Genomic DNA, 16,532 nt, shown 5'->3' with positions numbered 1-16,532 from the left:
ATTGGCGCCAATATAAAGGGAAATTCCCTGTACCCACAAGCAAGTAGAGCAATAAAAGGTGTCCCGATGAAGATATTAGTGCCAGTCAAGCGCGTCATCGACTACAACGTCAAGGTACGCGTGAAGGCGGACCAATCCGGGGTGGATTTGGCCAATACCAAGATGGCCATTAACCCCTTCTGTGAAATTGCCGTAGAAGAAGCGGTACGCCTGAAAGAAAAGGGTGTTGCCACCGAAGTGGTGGTGGTGTCCATCGGCGATAAAGCCTGTCAGGAACAAATTCGTACCGCCCTGGCCCTGGGTGCCGATCGCGGCCTGCATATCGAAACCGAGCAAGCGTTGGGCTCACTGCAAGTGGCCAAGCTGCTGAAAAAAGTGGTGGAAGAAGAAAAGCCAGAGCTGGTGATCCTCGGTAAGCAGAGTATCGATTCAGACAACAACCAAACCGGCCAGATGCTGGCGGCCCTGTGTGGTCTGCCACAAGGCACTTTCGCCTCTGAAGTGGTGGTTGACGGCGGTAAGGTCAAGGTCACCCGTGAAATCGACGGCGGTCTGCAAACTGTTGCCCTGAGCCTGCCGGCCATTGTCACTACGGATCTGCGTTTAAACGAGCCGCGTTATGCGTCGTTGCCCAATATTATGAAAGCCAAGCGTAAGCCTTTGGATGTCAAAGCCGCCGCCGATTTTGGCGTGGAGCTGACCTCCAAAGTGAAGACCTTGAAAGTTGAAGCGCCTGCCCAGCGTCAGGGTGGTGTGAAGGTGGCCGATGTGGCTGAGCTGGTGAATAAACTGAAAAATGAAGCGAAGGTGATCTAATGGCTATTCTGCTTTTTGTTGAACACGATAACGCCCACCTCAAGCCAGAGAACTTTAAGGCGGCCAAAGCCGCTGCGGATATCGGCGGCGAACTGCATCTGCTGGTAGTTGGTAGTGGCTGTCAGGCGGTTGCCGAGCAAGCGGCCAAGATCAGCGGCGTCAGCAAGGTACTGGTGGCAGATAACGCTGCCTATGGTCATCAACTGGCCGAGAACATTGCCGAGTTGGTTGCCGAAATCGGTAAGGACTACAGCCATGTGCTGGCCCCGGCCACCACTACCGGCAAAAACTTTATGCCCCGTGTGGCCGCGCTACTGGATGTAGAGCAGATCTCCGACATTATCAAAGTGGAAAGCGCCGACACCTTTGTGCGTCCTATTTACGCCGGTAACGCCATTGCCACGGTGAAATCCGAAGACGCCATTAAGGTCATCACCGTGCGTACCGCTGCCTTTGATGCGGCCGGTGAAGAAGGCAGTGCTGCCGTTGAAGCCTTAAGCCTGGTAAAAGAAAACGCTAAAGCTGAGTTCGTTGGTGAAGAGCTGACCAAGTCTGAGCGCCCTGAGCTGACCGCTGCCCGTGTGGTGATCTCCGGTGGCCGCGGCATGCAAAACGGTGACAATTTCAAACTGCTGGAAGGCATTGCCGATAAGCTGGGTGCCGCCATCGGTGCCTCTCGCGCCGCCGTAGATGCCGGCTTTGTGCCTAACGATATGCAGGTCGGCCAGACCGGTAAGATTGTTGCGCCGGATCTGTATATTGCTGTGGGGATTTCCGGTGCCATTCAGCATTTGGCCGGTATGAAAGACTCCAAGGTGATTGTGGCCATCAATAAAGACGAAGAAGCGCCGATTTTCCAGGTGGCCGATTACGGCCTGGTGGGTGACTTGTTTGAGATCCTGCCGCAGTTAGAAGCCAGCCTGTAAGGTTTTGAAAGTAAATAAAAAGCCGCATTAGCGGCTTTTTTTGTACTTGTTGTGCAGTGATGTCGCTGGATTAAGGCAGCAACACGGTATCAATAATATGCACCATACCATCGGCCAGGCGGTTATCGATGTCGATTAAGCCCGCTTCGGATTGATTGGCAATAATTAAACCGTTTTCAAACCTAATACTATTGCCATCTAACATTTCGACTTGTTTGGCGCGGGTAACGCTTCTGGAGTTACGTACCCCCTCTGTGACATGGTAGGCAAGCACGGCCGCAACGCCCTCCACATCCAGCAGACTGACTACCGCATCGAAAGCATCGGCATCATTGTCGGTACCGGTAAGGTTGTAGAAAGCCTGATCATTGGGCGCGAAGACGGTGTAATCGGTACCGTCAAATATTGCGTCGGTGCCGGTGGCGATAAGCGCTGCCACCAGAATATCGAAGTCTTCGCCGTTAGTGTCCCAATCAAAGGGGACACCAGAAGCTTCTACCGCAAACTCAACGATGTTGGCGTCGGATTTCTCTGCCCACTTGGGCTTTTTTGCTATGGCGGGTGCACTTAACAGGCTGGCAATGGCCAGGGAAGCAACGGATGTAGACAACGTTTTGGTTAACCTGCTCATTTTACAGTTCCTTATAGTTACGGGTGACTACAGAAGGATGAATGTTGCATAGTTGTTAACGGGCAGGGCGCGCAAAAGATCACTTTGCTGCTGATATGTGAGCTTGTGGGCGCCTTGTTTGTTTAATGGGAAAACTGTTTCAAGCTGTCCAGCGTTGACTGGGTATTGGTCAAAAGCGCCGACTCTACCATCACCAGAAGCTTAATATTGTCCTCAAAAATATCATTGGATTTTGCCTGCTCCACATTTTTGGTCATGCCCATGACCAGCGCCTGAGTGGAGAGGATGGTATTCAGGGTTTGATAGCTTAGCTGTTTATACATATTCAGTACCGCATAGTGATCATGCAGGGCTTGCAGCAGGCCAATCTCCACATTTTCGGCAATCCCGGAACTTAGCAAGGTTTGCCAGGCTGTATCGCGGATCTGTATGCCGGGCAGAAACTGTGTGGTTTCTTCGCTGTCGGAGTTAGCAATGCTGTCCAATACTTGCTGATTTTGGGCATGGATACGTTGCAGCACGGCGAAATTGGATCCCACTTCTTCGGTCACCATGTGCAGGGTCATGTCGGCCTTATTGTCGGCGATACGCTGGTTATTCCACTCATTGGCAGCCAATGCCAGCAAAATACCTATCACTATGGTGATGATTTCCGTCAGCAGGACTTTGGCATCCAGTTTAAATTTCATTAACGCAGGCCTTTGAGATATCTAGTTTTTCCAGTCTAATCAATCCCTGATAGCGAATGCCAGTAGTATCCTATCTAGCATTGGCATTGAAATTAGCATGACACATAAAGGGGCAGACAATGCGCATGATCAAGTTGCTACTGATCTTAGGATTTGCAGTAGGTGCCTGGCAGCTATGTTTTGCACAAGATCACTCCAAAGCCGACAGGGGAGAAAAGGCGGCCACCCGGATCTTTATTAACGGTGCCATCTACACCCTGGATCCCGCGCAGCCCTGGGCGCAGGCGCTAGCGATAAGAGACAATCGCATTATCTACGTAGGTGGTGATAAAACCGCACTGACTTATGCCAACGAGCACACTCAAGTGGAAGATCTGGGCGGAAAAATGATGCTGCCGGGCTTTCACGATGTGCATATTCATCCCTTGGAGTCTGGCTCAGACGCGACCGATTTTGATTTGGATCCCGAGCAATGGAACGCCGAGAACTTTTATGATGACTTGGTCACGGCGGATAAGGCCAATCCCGGTCCGGGCTGGCTGATTGGTTATGGCCACAGCCTGGAGGCGCTGTTAAACGCCGCTCGTGAGCCCAAAGCGATTCTGGACGAGGCTATCGGCCATCGTCCGGTGATTATTATGGAGCAGACCTCCCATTCCATGTGGTTAAATTCCCAGGCCCTTAAACGAGTTGGAATTGAGAAAGTCAGTGCCGATCCGCCGGGCGGCCTTATTGTGCGAGATGACAAGGGTGAACCCAATGGTTTGTTGCTGGACAATGCCGGGGAAATCGCTATGGCCAGGGCTCTGTCTGAAAAGGGACGTAACAGTGAGAACGACTACCGTGCTTTGGTCGAAGATACGTTGCCGGCTCTTGCCAAGGTGGGTATCACCTCCATTGCCGATGCCCGTACCTTTTGGCAGCTTGGTCAACATAAAACCTGGCAGCGTCTTGCCGATAATCAGGAGCTTACCCTACGGGTTAATTTGGGTCTTTGGGCTTATCCTGAGCTTGACGATACAGAGCAGCTAACTGAGTTAGCCAAGCTGTATCGATTCAATCCCGAGAGCTTGCTGCAAATAAATCAAATCAAGGTCTACAGCGACGGCATTTTGGTCAATACCACCGCCGCCATGTTGAAGCCTTATAACGAGGTATTGTTTGATATCCCCGGTAATCGCGGCCTGAATTACTTTAGCCAGGCGCGGCTGACCCGTTATATTCAGTCTTTGGAGCCATTGGGCTTTGATTTTCATATTCATGGTATCGGCGATCGGGGAGTTCATGAGGCGTTGAATGCCATCGAAGCGGGCAGTAAAGGGCAGGGCAGGCATAGGATCACCCATGTGGAAGTAGTGGATAAAGCCGATTTACCGCGTTTTGCCGCCCTTAATGTCACCGCCGATGCCCAGGTAGCCGGTGAGTTCAGCCAGCCAGCCCATTGGCCGGAAAATATTCCGCTTATCGGTAAAGGGCGCTCAAAAGCCCTGATACCCATTCGCGCATTGGTAGAGGCGGGCGCGAGATTAACCCTCAGCAGTGATTGGAGTGTCAGCGATTTTAATCCCTTTACCGGTATGCAAAATGCAGTGACCAGAGCGCCCGAGCAAATCAGTCTGGAACAGGCCATAGCGGCCTATACCATCAATGGGGCTTACAACCTGCGTCAGGAGGACAGGGTCGGTAGCATCAAGGCCGGTAAGTTGGCCGATTTAATCGTATTGGATAGAAATCTGTTCAAGATCCCGCCCAATACCATTGATCAAACCAAGGTCATACTGACCCTGGTGGATGGTGAAGAGGTATTCAGACGCTAACTGTCTTAAAAAGCGGCTTTGTTGATGCGTAGTGGCTACTATCCGATCTGCCACTTTTGCTCTAAGGAATAGAGCAAATTTGACAGGCAGCATTGAGCGAATTGCGGGCATTAGTGGGGAAGTGTTGCAGATTAGTATTAGGACTTTATCAATAGGAACTGGCTCATAAAAATTCATCTACTCCCTACACTATGCATGTACAGTTATAATTGGCAGCCCCAATTTTTGTCACCTCAGCCGGATATTATCGCGAATTCAATATAATAAGCTGTTAGCACCATGGAGGAATCCGACCATATATGAAATACGTTTTCCAAGAAAAAGGTTATTCGACACTGTCATCATGTTATGAAGACAATATAGATAAAATAACCGTTGGCATAGCAACTTTAAGAGCCCGATTGAAAAAGGGGTGGAATTTAGAGAAGGCTTTGTTTCACCCTAAAGAAAAAACAATAACAACAAGATTAGGGGCTCATACTGTGGAAGGCAAAGTTTACGAAAACTTGCCAAGTATCGCAGATGAGTACGGGATGACTTTAAATACAATTTACAAGCGATATTCCAGGGGCTGTCGTGGTGATGATCTTGTACCATTAAAGAAAAGAAAGTCTTATGTAGAGCCTGTTAAGGAAGCTAATTATAAATTCTATGCAGGCGGAGTTGGATATAAAAGCGCAGCAGATGCATGTAGAAAGCTAAACGTAAAATACGTAACTTATAGAAAGAATTTGGAAAAAGGTTTCTCTGTTGAGCAGGCTTTAGGGATCGAGCCGGTAAAAGACGGAAGAGTGGCTAGAGCAAGAAAATTTGATGTCGACGGAAGGAAAAATACCATAAAGGAACTGTCTAAATTACATAATACATCTGAAGCGACGATTAGAGATCTTTTAAAAAGGGGCGCTACAATTCGGCAGGCTATAGGGTTAGATGAAATACCAAAAGGAACTCTAAAGAAGCAACGAGAGATTGAGAAAAAGAAGAAAAAGCCAATACGTCTAACCGTTGAGGGAAAGGTATATACAAGCTATCAAGCTTTAGCCAATGCATATGGCTTGCCTCAGTATACAGTTCGCCAGCGAATTGTTGACTATGGCTATACACCAGAGGATGCAGTTAAACTAGATGGAAAAAGTAAGCCATTGACAGTTGAGGGAGTTAACTATCCAAGTAAGGCGGCAGTAGCTGAAGCATATGGGCTCACTCCCGCTGTGCTTTTAGCTCGTTTAGCTGGCGATGTTACTATTGAGCAAGCACTAGGAATCGAAATCAAAGAAAACTCAAGAACGATAACTTATGCAGGTGAAATATATAAATCTTTGAATGATTTGGCAGGCAGAAAAGGTATTTCAGTAGGTGCGCTTAGGTCAAGAATCCAATCAGGACTATCACTCGAAGAGGCAATAAACGCGGGTGATAGGATTAGGAATTCGGGAAGGTATAACATAACTATTCTACAGAGGGATAGTGAATTAGCTGCCAAACCCGCTTGGCTTTATTTCGTGCGAATTTTCATAAATAACAAAGAGCGTTTCAAAATAGGAATTACAACTCAAACAGTAGACAAACGTTTGAAGCAAGAAGCCTATGAATTTCAGACAATAAAGGTCGTAGATGGCACTTTATTAGATTGCTTTGTATTAGAGCAGGAGGTTATCGAGCTTCTTTACGATAAACGAGATCCTGAAGTAACTACTGATATGCTTGATGGTTACTCTGAAATATTCATCCTCAATAAAAGTGATATTGAGGTAATAACTGAAATACTGGATATATAGTGCTAACAAGTCAATGCATGGGACAGCCCCGCTGCGCGGGCCTGCCCATGATTGGGGCTACATGGACTCCCCCGTTTGTCAAAACAATAGCTACACTTTATCTTGATGTTGGGTTGGGACTGCCGCTCTACATTCGGCCTGTTAATGGGCATTTATCGCCCTGGCCATGATGAATCTGCGCGGTTGTGGGCCTAATTCGTTAGAAGGCATTTAATGCCAGCCGCAATCTCAGGTTTCCCACAAATGGTCTTAACCAAACATCATCAGCTGCTATTGCAGTGACCCGGTAGGGTAACTCTTAATTACTAACGTCATACGCCGCCGCTAGGCGGCGTATTCATATTCAAATTCGCTGTCGTTTCTCAGCAAAGCCCAAATGATTCTGGCGTGCTTGGCCGCCAGCGCCACGATGGCCCGTTTAAAGCCGCGTCTTAGCAGTACGCCTTGGGCCCACTGACTGAGCTTATCGTTCTTTTTCTTGAGATTGGCAATCACCGCTCGGGCACCGTGAACCAGGAGTGTTCGCAGGTATTTATTACCTTTCTTGGAGATACGCCCCAGTTTCGGCTTGCCGCCGGTGGAATATTGCCTGGGAACCAAGCCCAACCAGGCGGCAAAGTCACGCCCGGTATCAAACTGCTCGCCCTTACCGATGGCAGCAAGAATAGCGGTCGCGGTTTGCGGACCGACACCACTTATCGTCATCAACCTCTGTGCTGTGGGACTGGCTTTAACCAGGATGTCGAAGCATTGCTCCAAATCGGCAATCCGCTGGTTCAGTACTGTTAGATGTTCATAACATTCAGCGACCAGCTCCCGGGCAATCTCTGGCAGGCCATTGTCGGCGTCTTCCAGTATTTCCGGAATGGCCCGCTGAATAGCATGGCGGCCTTGCTTAACCACAATGCCAAACTCAGCCAGAAAGGCGCGGATTTGGTTAATCAGGGCGGTGCGTTCATGTACCCAGTTTTCACGGGCACGGTGGGTCATCATAATGGCCTGACGTTCTGGGGATTTGATTTTCACAAAGCGGGTATGGGGACGACTGACCGCTTCGCAAATGGCCCTGGCATCATTAGCGTCATTCTTGGCGCCGGTGCAATAGGGGGCAACATACTTGGCCGCCATAATCCGGGCATCATGACCAAGCTTAATTAACTCCCTGGCCCAGTAGTGGGCGGCGCTGCAGGCCTCCATACCAACGATACCGGCAGGTAAATTGGCAAAGGTAGACAACACCTTGGCGCGCTTAATGGTGGAATGGATAATCACCTTGCCATGGGGATCGACCCCGTGGATACTGAACACCTGTTTGGCTAAATCAATGCCATAGAAATAAGTTAAATCTGACATGGACGGTTCCTCTTAAGTTGGCCACCGCTAAAGCGTGGCACACCCCGGAAGAAGGGGGAGTCCATATCATTCGTTACTGAAGGTCCGCAATTGGCACAGAGCTGACGGTCATGTTAAGTCAAGCTCTGTGATTTGAGGTGTCCGATGGAGTTGTGCCTAGTTCAACTGATGTTGTTCAACTGATGTTATGAGCCTTGCTGATCAGGCGGTAATTGTTCCGGCACCGGCTCGTGCATGATTTCCTCATCATCCTCTTCCAGTGGCTCTTCAATCACTTTACGAGGCTTGCGTTTGGCCAGTACCTTATCGCCCACATCCACGCCGGCAAAGGTGTTGATACGCTTTGTCTTGGGCTTGGCGTCTTTCCAGGCGCTATCCGCGGAGGTGGTCGAATCGGCGGTGGCCTGGGCCTTGGCTTTTCTCACTTTCAAGCCTTTGAATTTGGCTTCCAGTCCTTCGATGGCGGTAAATTCGATTTCCTGCTCCAGCAGGGCTTTGACGGCCTGATAGCTTTGCCAGTCTTTGGGGCCCACCAGGGATACCGCTTCGCCTTTGTTGCCGGCGCGGCCGGTACGGCCGATACGGTGCACATATTCCTCAGCCTGCTTGGGCATATCGAAATTGACCACCAGCGCGACTTTCAGCAAGTCCAGACCGCGAGAGGCTACATCGGTGGTGACCAGCACCTGATGATGGCCGCGCGAGAATTCATTCATAATATTGCTACGCTGACCCTGATTGAGGTTGCCGCTTAAGGCAGCGGCCGCATAGCCCCATTCTTTGAGCAGGGTAGCCAAACGTTCGGTATCTTCGCGGGTGGCGGTAAACAAAATGGCTTGCTTGGTTTTCTCAACCTTTAGCAAAGCTTTGAGTAGGGCCTCTTTATGCTCGATATGGTCAGCCAGGATAAAGCGCTGTTCAATATCTTCATGTTGCTCACCGGCGCTGCCGAGGCTGATACGCTGCGGGCCCTTCAACAGGGTTTTGGTCAGCAGGTTCAGCTCCACATTATCCAGGGTGGCGGAGAACATCAGCGTCTGGCGTTTGCGGTGATCGGCCGCTTTGTGAATTTGGTTTAATTGCGGGGCAAAGCCCAGGTCGAGCATACGATCCGCTTCATCCAGGATCAGCATTTCCAGACCGTTTAAAAACAATGACTTATCGGTCAAGTGGTCGGCAATACGTCCAGCGGTGCCAACGATAAACTGCGGATCGCGGCGCAGGGCTTTCACCTGATCATTAAAGTTTTCGCCACCTAAAATAAGCGCCGCGCTATAGCCTTTTTCCAGCAGCACTTTGAGCTGTAAAAATACCTGCTTGGCCAGCTCACGGGTAGGGGCCAGGATCAATACGCGAGGATCGCGTTTGCTCAGTGCCTTGGTCTTCATCACCCTGTTGATGGCCGGAATAAGATAGGCCAGCGTTTTGCCTGAACCGGTCTTGGAAGACACGATAAGATCTTTACCCAACAGGCCATGGGGAATGGCTTTGCTTTGGATTTCGGTGGCTTCCTCGAAGCCCTTTTTGTGCAGGGCATGTTGGAGACGATGATCAAGGGGAAGGTCGGAAAAAAGCAAAAGTGGCGTCCAGGACGTTAAATATTACAGGGATTATACGCGTGCTGGTGCAGATGGGCCAAGGAAAGACTGAGTTTGCCTCAGGATCAGTTGTCTTTTACCCGGTTAAACACAATACCAAGCAGTGGCGTGTTGGCTTCCCGCAGGTTTTGGATAATATCGGTCAGTTCCTGCACTTCGGTATTTTCCACATCACAAACCACGATAACGCCATCCACTAAGCGGGTCAGGATCAAGGCGTCACTCACGGAGTTTACCGGCGGTGCTTCGACCAGCATGCGCGGAAACTTGGTATTCAGTTTTTTAATAAATTCGGCAAATTTTTGAGTGGAGATCAGTGCCAGCGGATCCGCCGGGATTTTACCGCTTGGCAGAAGGGTCAACCTGCCGTTGTTCTTATGGTACATGCATACGCTTAGCTTGGCTTTGCCATCGAAAAAGTCGGTGATCCCCGGCTTTTGCAGATCCAGGTTATAGGCCCTTGCCAGGGAAGGGGCACGCAAGTCCAGATCAGCCAACAAAATGGGCTCTACGTTACTTAAGGAATCCGCAAGGTTACTGACCACACTGGCTTTGCCCTGACCCGATTTAATGGCGGTAACCGCAATAATATGTTGTTTGCTTGCGAAAGGACCAATGAGCATGGTGGTACGCAGGGAGCGGATCCCTTCTGCGTAGCGATAATTTTTATCACCTAATCCGGTACGCAGCGGCGCGGCGCGGCGATGCAGAAACTGGCGGCCAATTTTGGGCAACAGGGCTAAAACGGTGACTTCCATCAACCTGGCTGCATGGATCAATCGGCCGGTTTTATCCCCCACCAATGAGAATACAAACCAGAATCCGCCGCTGAAGACAAACGAAAATGAACAGGCCATAAACAGCAAGCCAATGACATTTGGTTTGCTGGGAAACTTAGGTAAGGTGGCGCGATCGACGACGGCGAACTCTTTGGTCTGGCCCAAATCCTTAAGCATTTCCATTTCCTGAAGCTTGGACAGGAACAGGTCGTGAATTTTATGGTTGGCATCCAGCTCTTGCTGCAGACGGGTTAACACCGTTTGATGGTCGCCAAGCTCGCGAAAGGCCTCATTGTTTTTTTCCAACTCAACCCTGAGCTCTTTGGTACGTTGCTCGCTGGCAGCAATGCTTTGCTTCAGGGCTGCCAGATGCTCATCTACCCGTTTCTTGAGTTCTTGCTCGGCAGAGGCTAAGTCCGTTTGTGCCTGAATGTACTTGGGATGTTTATGCTTGTAGCGATCTTTTACTCGCTCCATGGCTTCCTTTTGCATTACCCATTGGCGTCTAGCCTCTACTACCGAAGGGCTCTCCATTAACCAGGATTGGCCGAGCAGAGCGTTAAAATCGTCTCTTGCGGCGAGGGCCTGATGATAGGTAATACGTAATTCAGAGAGCTTGCGCTCATGCTGCATTTGCTCTTTAACTAATTCGTTGATTTCATTTTGTGCCAGGCTCAACTGCGCTTTTAAATCGACGATATCGTACTTTCTGACATATTCCTGCACCGTCAATTCCGAGTTGGCCAGCCGCTGCTGAATTTCCATCAATTGAATATTTAGGTTGTCAGAACGGTTTTGTACTTTTTGCTGTTCCAGCTTGGCATGGAATTCGAAGAAGGTCGGACCGATATCATCGGCGACGCTCTGTGCGGTTTCAGGTGAACGGGAAGAGAACGTAACCTTAACCATATGGGTATTTTTCACCTGGCTTACGGCAAGGTTACTGCGGAATTTGCTGATCAGCTCAGATTCAGAGGAAATATCGGCGTATTCTGCTTCATCCTGCAAATTCAAATGCTCGATCACTGCCTGGGCAAAGGTGCGGGAGCGCATGAATTCTATGTAGGTGTCCATCTCCGTATCGCCGGTGGTTTGCCCGATATTGATATTGGGCAGTGGCATGCCTTTGTCGGCTCCCCCTAACAACAGGGTGCTGGAGGCGGTATACACTTTGGGAAGTTGCAGGATATAGAAGCCCGCGCCCACAGCCATCAGGGCCGCTAAAAACAGAATGCGCCACTTCTTGCGCCAAAAAAACAGCACCACCTGAGCCGGACTGGTCATGGCTTCGGGACTGAACTGTTTGTCGGGGCTAAGCTCTGTGGCCATGCTCAGAAAAGACTCTCACCAATAGTGATGACATCACCCGGCATCAGGGTGGTCGATTTGTTTGCTTTTATCTTTTCTCCCTTGCGAATGATGTGCCAATCGGACTTTGACGCACGATCGGTCAATCCACCGGCCATGGCGATGGCCTGTTCAACATTCAACTCAAACACAAAGGGATGGCTGCCGGCCTTTTTCACAGCGCCTTTAACGAAGATAGGGCGGTAGGCCTCGATAGTGACGGACACATCCGGATTGACCAGGTAACCGTCCACCAGCGCTGCCTCAATTTCATGGGCCAATTCATCCGGAGTTTTATCCAGAACATTAATATCGCCCAGCAGTGGGAAGCGGATTTGCCCCGATTGTGCGATTTTGGCTTTGATCGATAATTCAGGCTCGTTAAACACCACAATGGCGATACTGTCACCGGCATCGATACGATATTGGTCTTCATTGGCGTGGACATAGCACACCATTGGCAGCAGCAAGGCTATCAACGCCCGTTTCAGAAACGATACTGCCATGCCAGACTCACCGTGTTTTGGTCATAGTCCAGGTCTTCGGCGGCAAATTCCAGCGACTGATAACCTAATGACAATCTGATTTGGCTATGTGCTTTGAGTAACCATCCCAGGTAGAGGCTGCCATTGGCTTCATCTAATTGCTGTTCACCATCTGGCTCTTCAAACCGGTTTTGCATCAGCCCTGCGTCTAATCCCAACAACCAGCGTTCACTGGGCTGGTATTGGGTACTTAACTGAATCCGGCTTACTTCGGTATTGGTGGCGTTTTCCCTTTCACCGGCAACGGAATCTTGCACGGCTTGCAGGCTGACTTTCCAGTAGTCGACCGGCTCGTATTGCAGGGTCAGTTCCCAAGAGGAGCCATTGGTATCTTCGGCTTGATCAGTGCTGCGCTGATAACCGCCCAGCAAGGCCCTCAGGCTGGTCTTTCCGGTCATTTGCCAATGGATCCCCAGCAAGGCCCGAACCTTGTCACTGTCAAAACGAAGTGGTGACAGATAATCATCCTGCTGATATTCCAATTGCGCCAGCAAATAGGTGATGTCGGAGAGTTTAAATGCCAGCTGTGTGCTGACAGTAGATTGGTCCAGCTCAAATTCGCTGGCATAGACATTGGCATCGTCGTAACGGCGCTGCAGCCGTTCAACGCCAAAGCCGATGCGGCGATTTATCGGATCATGGCCATAGCTGAACCCAAAACGTATATTGCTTTGCGTGCGCTCGTCAGCCTGGACAATATTCTTTCTCAGCCTCGAAAGCCCTGTGCCAGGCTGTAGTTCCTGCATCTCGTAGCCGGCTTCACCCTCTGCAATCCAGACATCGGATACATATAGACGAGCCAGCAGGGACGTTTCTAAGGCTGTCTGACTGTCTTCTGCCAAGACATTCTGGTCCAGCGACTGCCATTGCTGATAATGCGCTGCATAGGCCAGGCGCAGCCACAACGCATCGCGAGCCATCACCAGCTTGCCATTGGCGTCGAGACTCAGGCCGTTCGCCTTTTCTTTGTCAGTCTGGGTGGGGTTAACATTATCGGTAGTAAGGGCGCTGGCCGTAACCACTAATTTATCACTGTCTTTGCTCAGCACCTCATGGGTTTGGGCAGAAGAGAGCGTTGAAAGAAGCCCCAAAGAGGCAAAACATGCTTGTCTGAACATCAAGAACCACTATCAGTTAACGTCGGCCAAATCAGGCGATTACCATGTTATCGGTCGAAGTTAATTTTCCTTCAGTATCAATATGTTTAGTTTTTTTTTGTGGTGCTTGGTTAGCACTTCGGTATGCCAATGGCGCATCCAACAGCAAGTTCTTGGCTGCCACATCGTCATTGTCATAAATAATGCTTTCCAGTTGTTCCAACAATCTATCTGTTTCCGTTAATGGCAGGCGATTTTCCTTTTCACTCATGATCAGCGGGTGTTGGGTATCGCTGCACGTTCCGCTGACCAGCAACTCTTCATAGAGTTTCTCGCCGGGGCGCAGACCGGTTACCTGGATTTCCAAGTCCCCTTCGGGATTGTCTTCTGAGCGAATGCTGTGCCCCATCAAGTGCGCCATATTGTGGGCCATATCCAGAATACGCACCGGCTCACCCATATCCAGCACAAAAACCTCGCCATTTTTACCCATGGCACCGGCCTGGATCACCAACTGCGCCGCTTCCGGAATAGTCATAAAATACCGCACCACATCAGGATGGGTGATGGTAATGGGCCCGCCGGCCTTAATTTGACGGGTAAACAGAGGTACCACAGAGCCCGATGAGCCCAGTACATTGCCGAAACGCACAATCGCGCACTCGGTACTGCCATCGGCATCGGCCATGGCCTGCACACAAAGCTCTGCCAGGCGCTTGGAGGCACCCATCACGTTGGTTGGACGCACGGCTTTATCCGTTGACACCAACACAAATTTTTTCACACCACATTGGTTGGCCAGTTTGACCATATTCGCCGTGCCCAGCACGTTATTGTGAATGCCGGCGAGCATATTGCCTTCCACCAACGGCACATGTTTGTAGGCCGCAGCGTGGTAAACCGTATCGACTTTGTGAGCCTTAAGCAGGTGAGCTACCTGGCGGGCATCCTTTACATCGCCGAGCAGGGGAATAAGGGGCAATTCGGGGAAGGCGGCTTTGAGCTCGCCTTCAATGCAATAGAGGTTGTATTCGGCAATTTCCAACAGCACCAGTTTGGATGGTGCCTGTTTGGCAATTTGTCGGCAAAGTTCGCTACCGATGGAGCCACCGGCACCCGTCACTAATACTACTTTGCCATGGATGTCGGGCTGCATCAGCTCTTCTTTGGGTGGCACGGGTGCTCTGCCCAGCAACTCTTCAATTTTGATTTCCCGAAGTTCATGGACCTGACGCTTACCAAACAGAATGTCATTCATGTCCGGCACTGACAGTAGCTCGATGGCGTAGGGTTCTAATTCCTGGATAAGCTCACGACGACGTGTTGCAGAACAGTTGTTAACTGCCATCAGAAGCTTGGTGACGCCATAGCGTTTAGCCAATTGCGGCACCATATCTTTGGAATAGACATCCAGGCCGAGAATGGTTTTTCCCTGTTTTGCGCTTTTATCGTCAATAAAAGCCACTGGCAGCATTTCGGAGTCATGCAGCAGCGATGCTGCCAGGGCGCGGCCTGTTTGACCCGCACCGAAAATCAGACACTTTTCACGCAGTTTGAAATTCTGGCCTTGAACCGTAAGCATGATAATGACACGTGGTAATAACATGCCTACCGAGGCAAACACAAAGTAGATCACCGGCAGGCTGACAGGTACAAAGGCATCCAGAGGATATTTGGCCACGAACAGATAAACGGATGCCGCGGTATTGGTCATCAGGGCAATTAAGATGGCCTTGAGGGTGATATGCCTGATTACATGTTGATAATGACCGGCAAAGAGCAGGGCAGACATATGGAAGATCACGACCGAAACGGCCAGGTAGACTTCGTGTAATCCCAGCGTCTCGGTATCAATACCCAGTCGAATCCAATAACTGCCAACAAAGGCCAGCACCAGACAACAGAGATCCCAGACCATCGCCAGCGCGTTCTTATAACCAGAGGGTAATTCGAAAAGACGGTTTAACAGCAGATTGATACTCATGACGTCGCCTCTTGCATAACGGCTGACAGCACCTGACAGCTCAGTTCAATCTCTTCCTCCTTGAGAGTGGGGTGTACCAAAAACATCAAACTGGTATCGCCAAGTTCCCTGGCATTTTTAAGCGGCTCTTTTGGCCTGAACGGTGTATTGTCGAAAGCTTTTTCCAGATAGACCTCAGAACAGCTGCCACTGAAGCAGGGCACGCCCCGTTCATTAATGGCGGCCATGATCCGGTCACGGTCCCAACCTGGCTTAAGCATCTGCGGCCTGACAAACACATAGGCCTTGTAGTAGGCATGTTGCACATCAGACGGAATGTCAGGCACGCGCAGCCCCGGACATTGACGGGCTGCATCAAAAAGCTTGTGTGAATTGGCAGCACGGCTGGCATGCCACTGCGGCATTTTTTGCAATTGAATGCGGCCAATAGCGGCCTGAATTTCGGTCAGGCGCCAATTGGTACCAAAAGATTCATGCAACCAGCGAAACCCCGGTGGATGCTGGCGCTCATAAACTGCTTCATAGGATTTGCCGTGATCTTTAAACGACCACATACGTGACCAGAAGTCTTTGTTGTCAGTGGTTACCATGCCACCTTCACCGGCAGTGGTCATGATTTTATCCTGGCAGAATGACCAGGCGGAGATATGTCCCCAACTGCCCAGTGGCTTGCCATGATATTGACCGCCATGGGCCTGTGCGCAATCTTCCACCACGTAAAGACCATGTGATTCGGCCAACGCCATAATGGGCTTCATGTCACAAGGCCAACCGGCAAGATGAACACATAAAATGGCGCGGGTTTTATCGCTAAGCACCGCTTCGATGCTTTGCGCCGTGATATTTTGGCTGTCCAGATCCACATCGGTAAATACCGGCACCAGGCCGGCCAGCACAATCGACGAGACCGAGGCCAGGAATGTCCGGGAAGTAACGATAACTTCTGAGCCCGGGGGGAGCGAAAGGGCATACCACGCCAAATCCAATGCCAGGGTGCCATTGGCAACAGCGATGGCATAATTTGATTGGCAGTAAGCGGCGAATTCTTTTTCAAACTCGCGTGACTCGGTGCCCGTCCAATAATTCACCTTATTGGAATCCAATACGGCAACAGCAGCCTGTTTTTCCTCATCGGAATAACAAGGCCAGGGAGAAAATGGCCCATTAAGCAT

At 50.2% G+C, this 16,532-nt stretch carries 13 protein-coding genes; 4 read left to right on the top strand and 9 right to left on the bottom strand.

Annotation, left to right across the window (positions count from 1 at the left end; all coding sequences use genetic code 11):
- The first annotated feature begins 66 nt into the window (after positions 1-66).
- Complete coding sequence (locus P2G88_RS16260) at positions 67-816, top strand: electron transfer flavoprotein subunit beta/FixA family protein (protein WP_275797864.1); 750 nt, start codon at positions 67-69, stop codon at positions 814-816.
- Positions 816-1,742 carry an FAD-binding protein gene (locus P2G88_RS16255; protein ID WP_275797861.1) on the top strand — a complete coding sequence of 309 codons (927 nt, stop codon included), beginning with the start codon at positions 816-818 and terminating at the stop codon, positions 1,740-1,742. Before P2G88_RS16260 ends, P2G88_RS16255 begins: the two co-directional genes overlap by 1 nt.
- A 70-nt stretch (positions 1,743-1,812) precedes the next feature.
- On the opposite strand, the gene P2G88_RS16250 is transcribed toward P2G88_RS16255, so the two are convergent.
- On the bottom strand, positions 1,813-2,373 hold the full coding sequence (locus tag P2G88_RS16250; protein WP_275797858.1) for a fasciclin domain-containing protein: 561 nt from the start codon (positions 2,371-2,373) through the stop codon (positions 1,813-1,815).
- 122 nt (positions 2,374-2,495) lie between these two features.
- On the bottom strand, positions 2,496-3,062 hold the full coding sequence (locus P2G88_RS16245; RefSeq protein ID WP_275797856.1) for a hypothetical protein: 567 nt from the start codon (positions 3,060-3,062) through the stop codon (positions 2,496-2,498).
- A 119-nt stretch (positions 3,063-3,181) separates the two neighbouring features.
- Here P2G88_RS16245 and P2G88_RS16240 point away from each other — a divergent pair, with 119 nt between their 5' ends.
- On the top strand, positions 3,182-4,879 hold the full coding sequence (locus tag P2G88_RS16240) for an amidohydrolase (protein ID WP_275797853.1): 1,698 nt from the start codon (positions 3,182-3,184) through the stop codon (positions 4,877-4,879).
- A gap of 299 nt (positions 4,880-5,178) precedes the next feature.
- Positions 5,179-6,657: a hypothetical protein gene (locus P2G88_RS16235; RefSeq protein ID WP_275797851.1), complete on the top strand. Its 1,479-nt coding sequence runs from the start codon at positions 5,179-5,181 to the stop codon at positions 6,655-6,657.
- A 324-nt stretch (positions 6,658-6,981) separates the two neighbouring features.
- Here the strand turns inward: P2G88_RS16235 and P2G88_RS16230 are convergent, their stop codons facing one another.
- From P2G88_RS16230 to P2G88_RS16200, 7 genes are all read right to left on the bottom strand, one after another.
- Positions 6,982-8,010 (bottom strand): IS110 family transposase, encoded by a 1,029-nt coding sequence (locus P2G88_RS16230; RefSeq protein WP_275797849.1) that lies wholly within the window; start codon positions 8,008-8,010, stop codon positions 6,982-6,984.
- 185 nt (positions 8,011-8,195) lie between these two features.
- Positions 8,196-9,587, bottom strand: a complete 1,392-nt coding sequence (locus P2G88_RS16225) for a DEAD/DEAH box helicase (RefSeq protein WP_275797847.1) — start codon at positions 9,585-9,587, stop codon at positions 8,196-8,198.
- 86 nt (positions 9,588-9,673) lie between these two features.
- Positions 9,674-11,716 (bottom strand): polysaccharide biosynthesis tyrosine autokinase, encoded by a 2,043-nt coding sequence (locus tag P2G88_RS16220; protein WP_275797845.1) that lies wholly within the window; start codon positions 11,714-11,716, stop codon positions 9,674-9,676.
- Positions 11,717-11,718: 2 nt separating this feature from the next.
- On the bottom strand, positions 11,719-12,240 hold the full coding sequence (locus P2G88_RS16215) for a polysaccharide biosynthesis/export family protein (RefSeq protein WP_275797843.1): 522 nt from the start codon (positions 12,238-12,240) through the stop codon (positions 11,719-11,721).
- A complete protein-coding gene (locus P2G88_RS16210) occupies positions 12,222-13,397 on the bottom strand; it encodes a hypothetical protein (protein WP_275797840.1) in 1,176 nt (391 codons plus the stop codon). The genes P2G88_RS16215 and P2G88_RS16210 overlap by 19 nt, the downstream gene beginning before the upstream one ends.
- 31 nt (positions 13,398-13,428) lie before the next feature.
- Positions 13,429-15,360, bottom strand: a complete 1,932-nt coding sequence (locus P2G88_RS16205; protein ID WP_275797838.1) for a nucleoside-diphosphate sugar epimerase/dehydratase — start codon at positions 15,358-15,360, stop codon at positions 13,429-13,431.
- A complete protein-coding gene (locus P2G88_RS16200; protein ID WP_275797836.1) occupies positions 15,357-16,532 on the bottom strand; it encodes a DegT/DnrJ/EryC1/StrS aminotransferase family protein in 1,176 nt (391 codons plus the stop codon). Before P2G88_RS16200 ends, P2G88_RS16205 begins: the two co-directional genes overlap by 4 nt.

The organism is Aliiglaciecola sp. CAU 1673 (genome assembly GCF_029223185.1).
Classification (GTDB): Bacteria; Pseudomonadota; Gammaproteobacteria; order Enterobacterales; family Alteromonadaceae; genus Bowmanella.
Note: the sequence above shows the minus strand (reverse complement) of the source record. Positions and strands in the feature narration are given on the sequence as shown.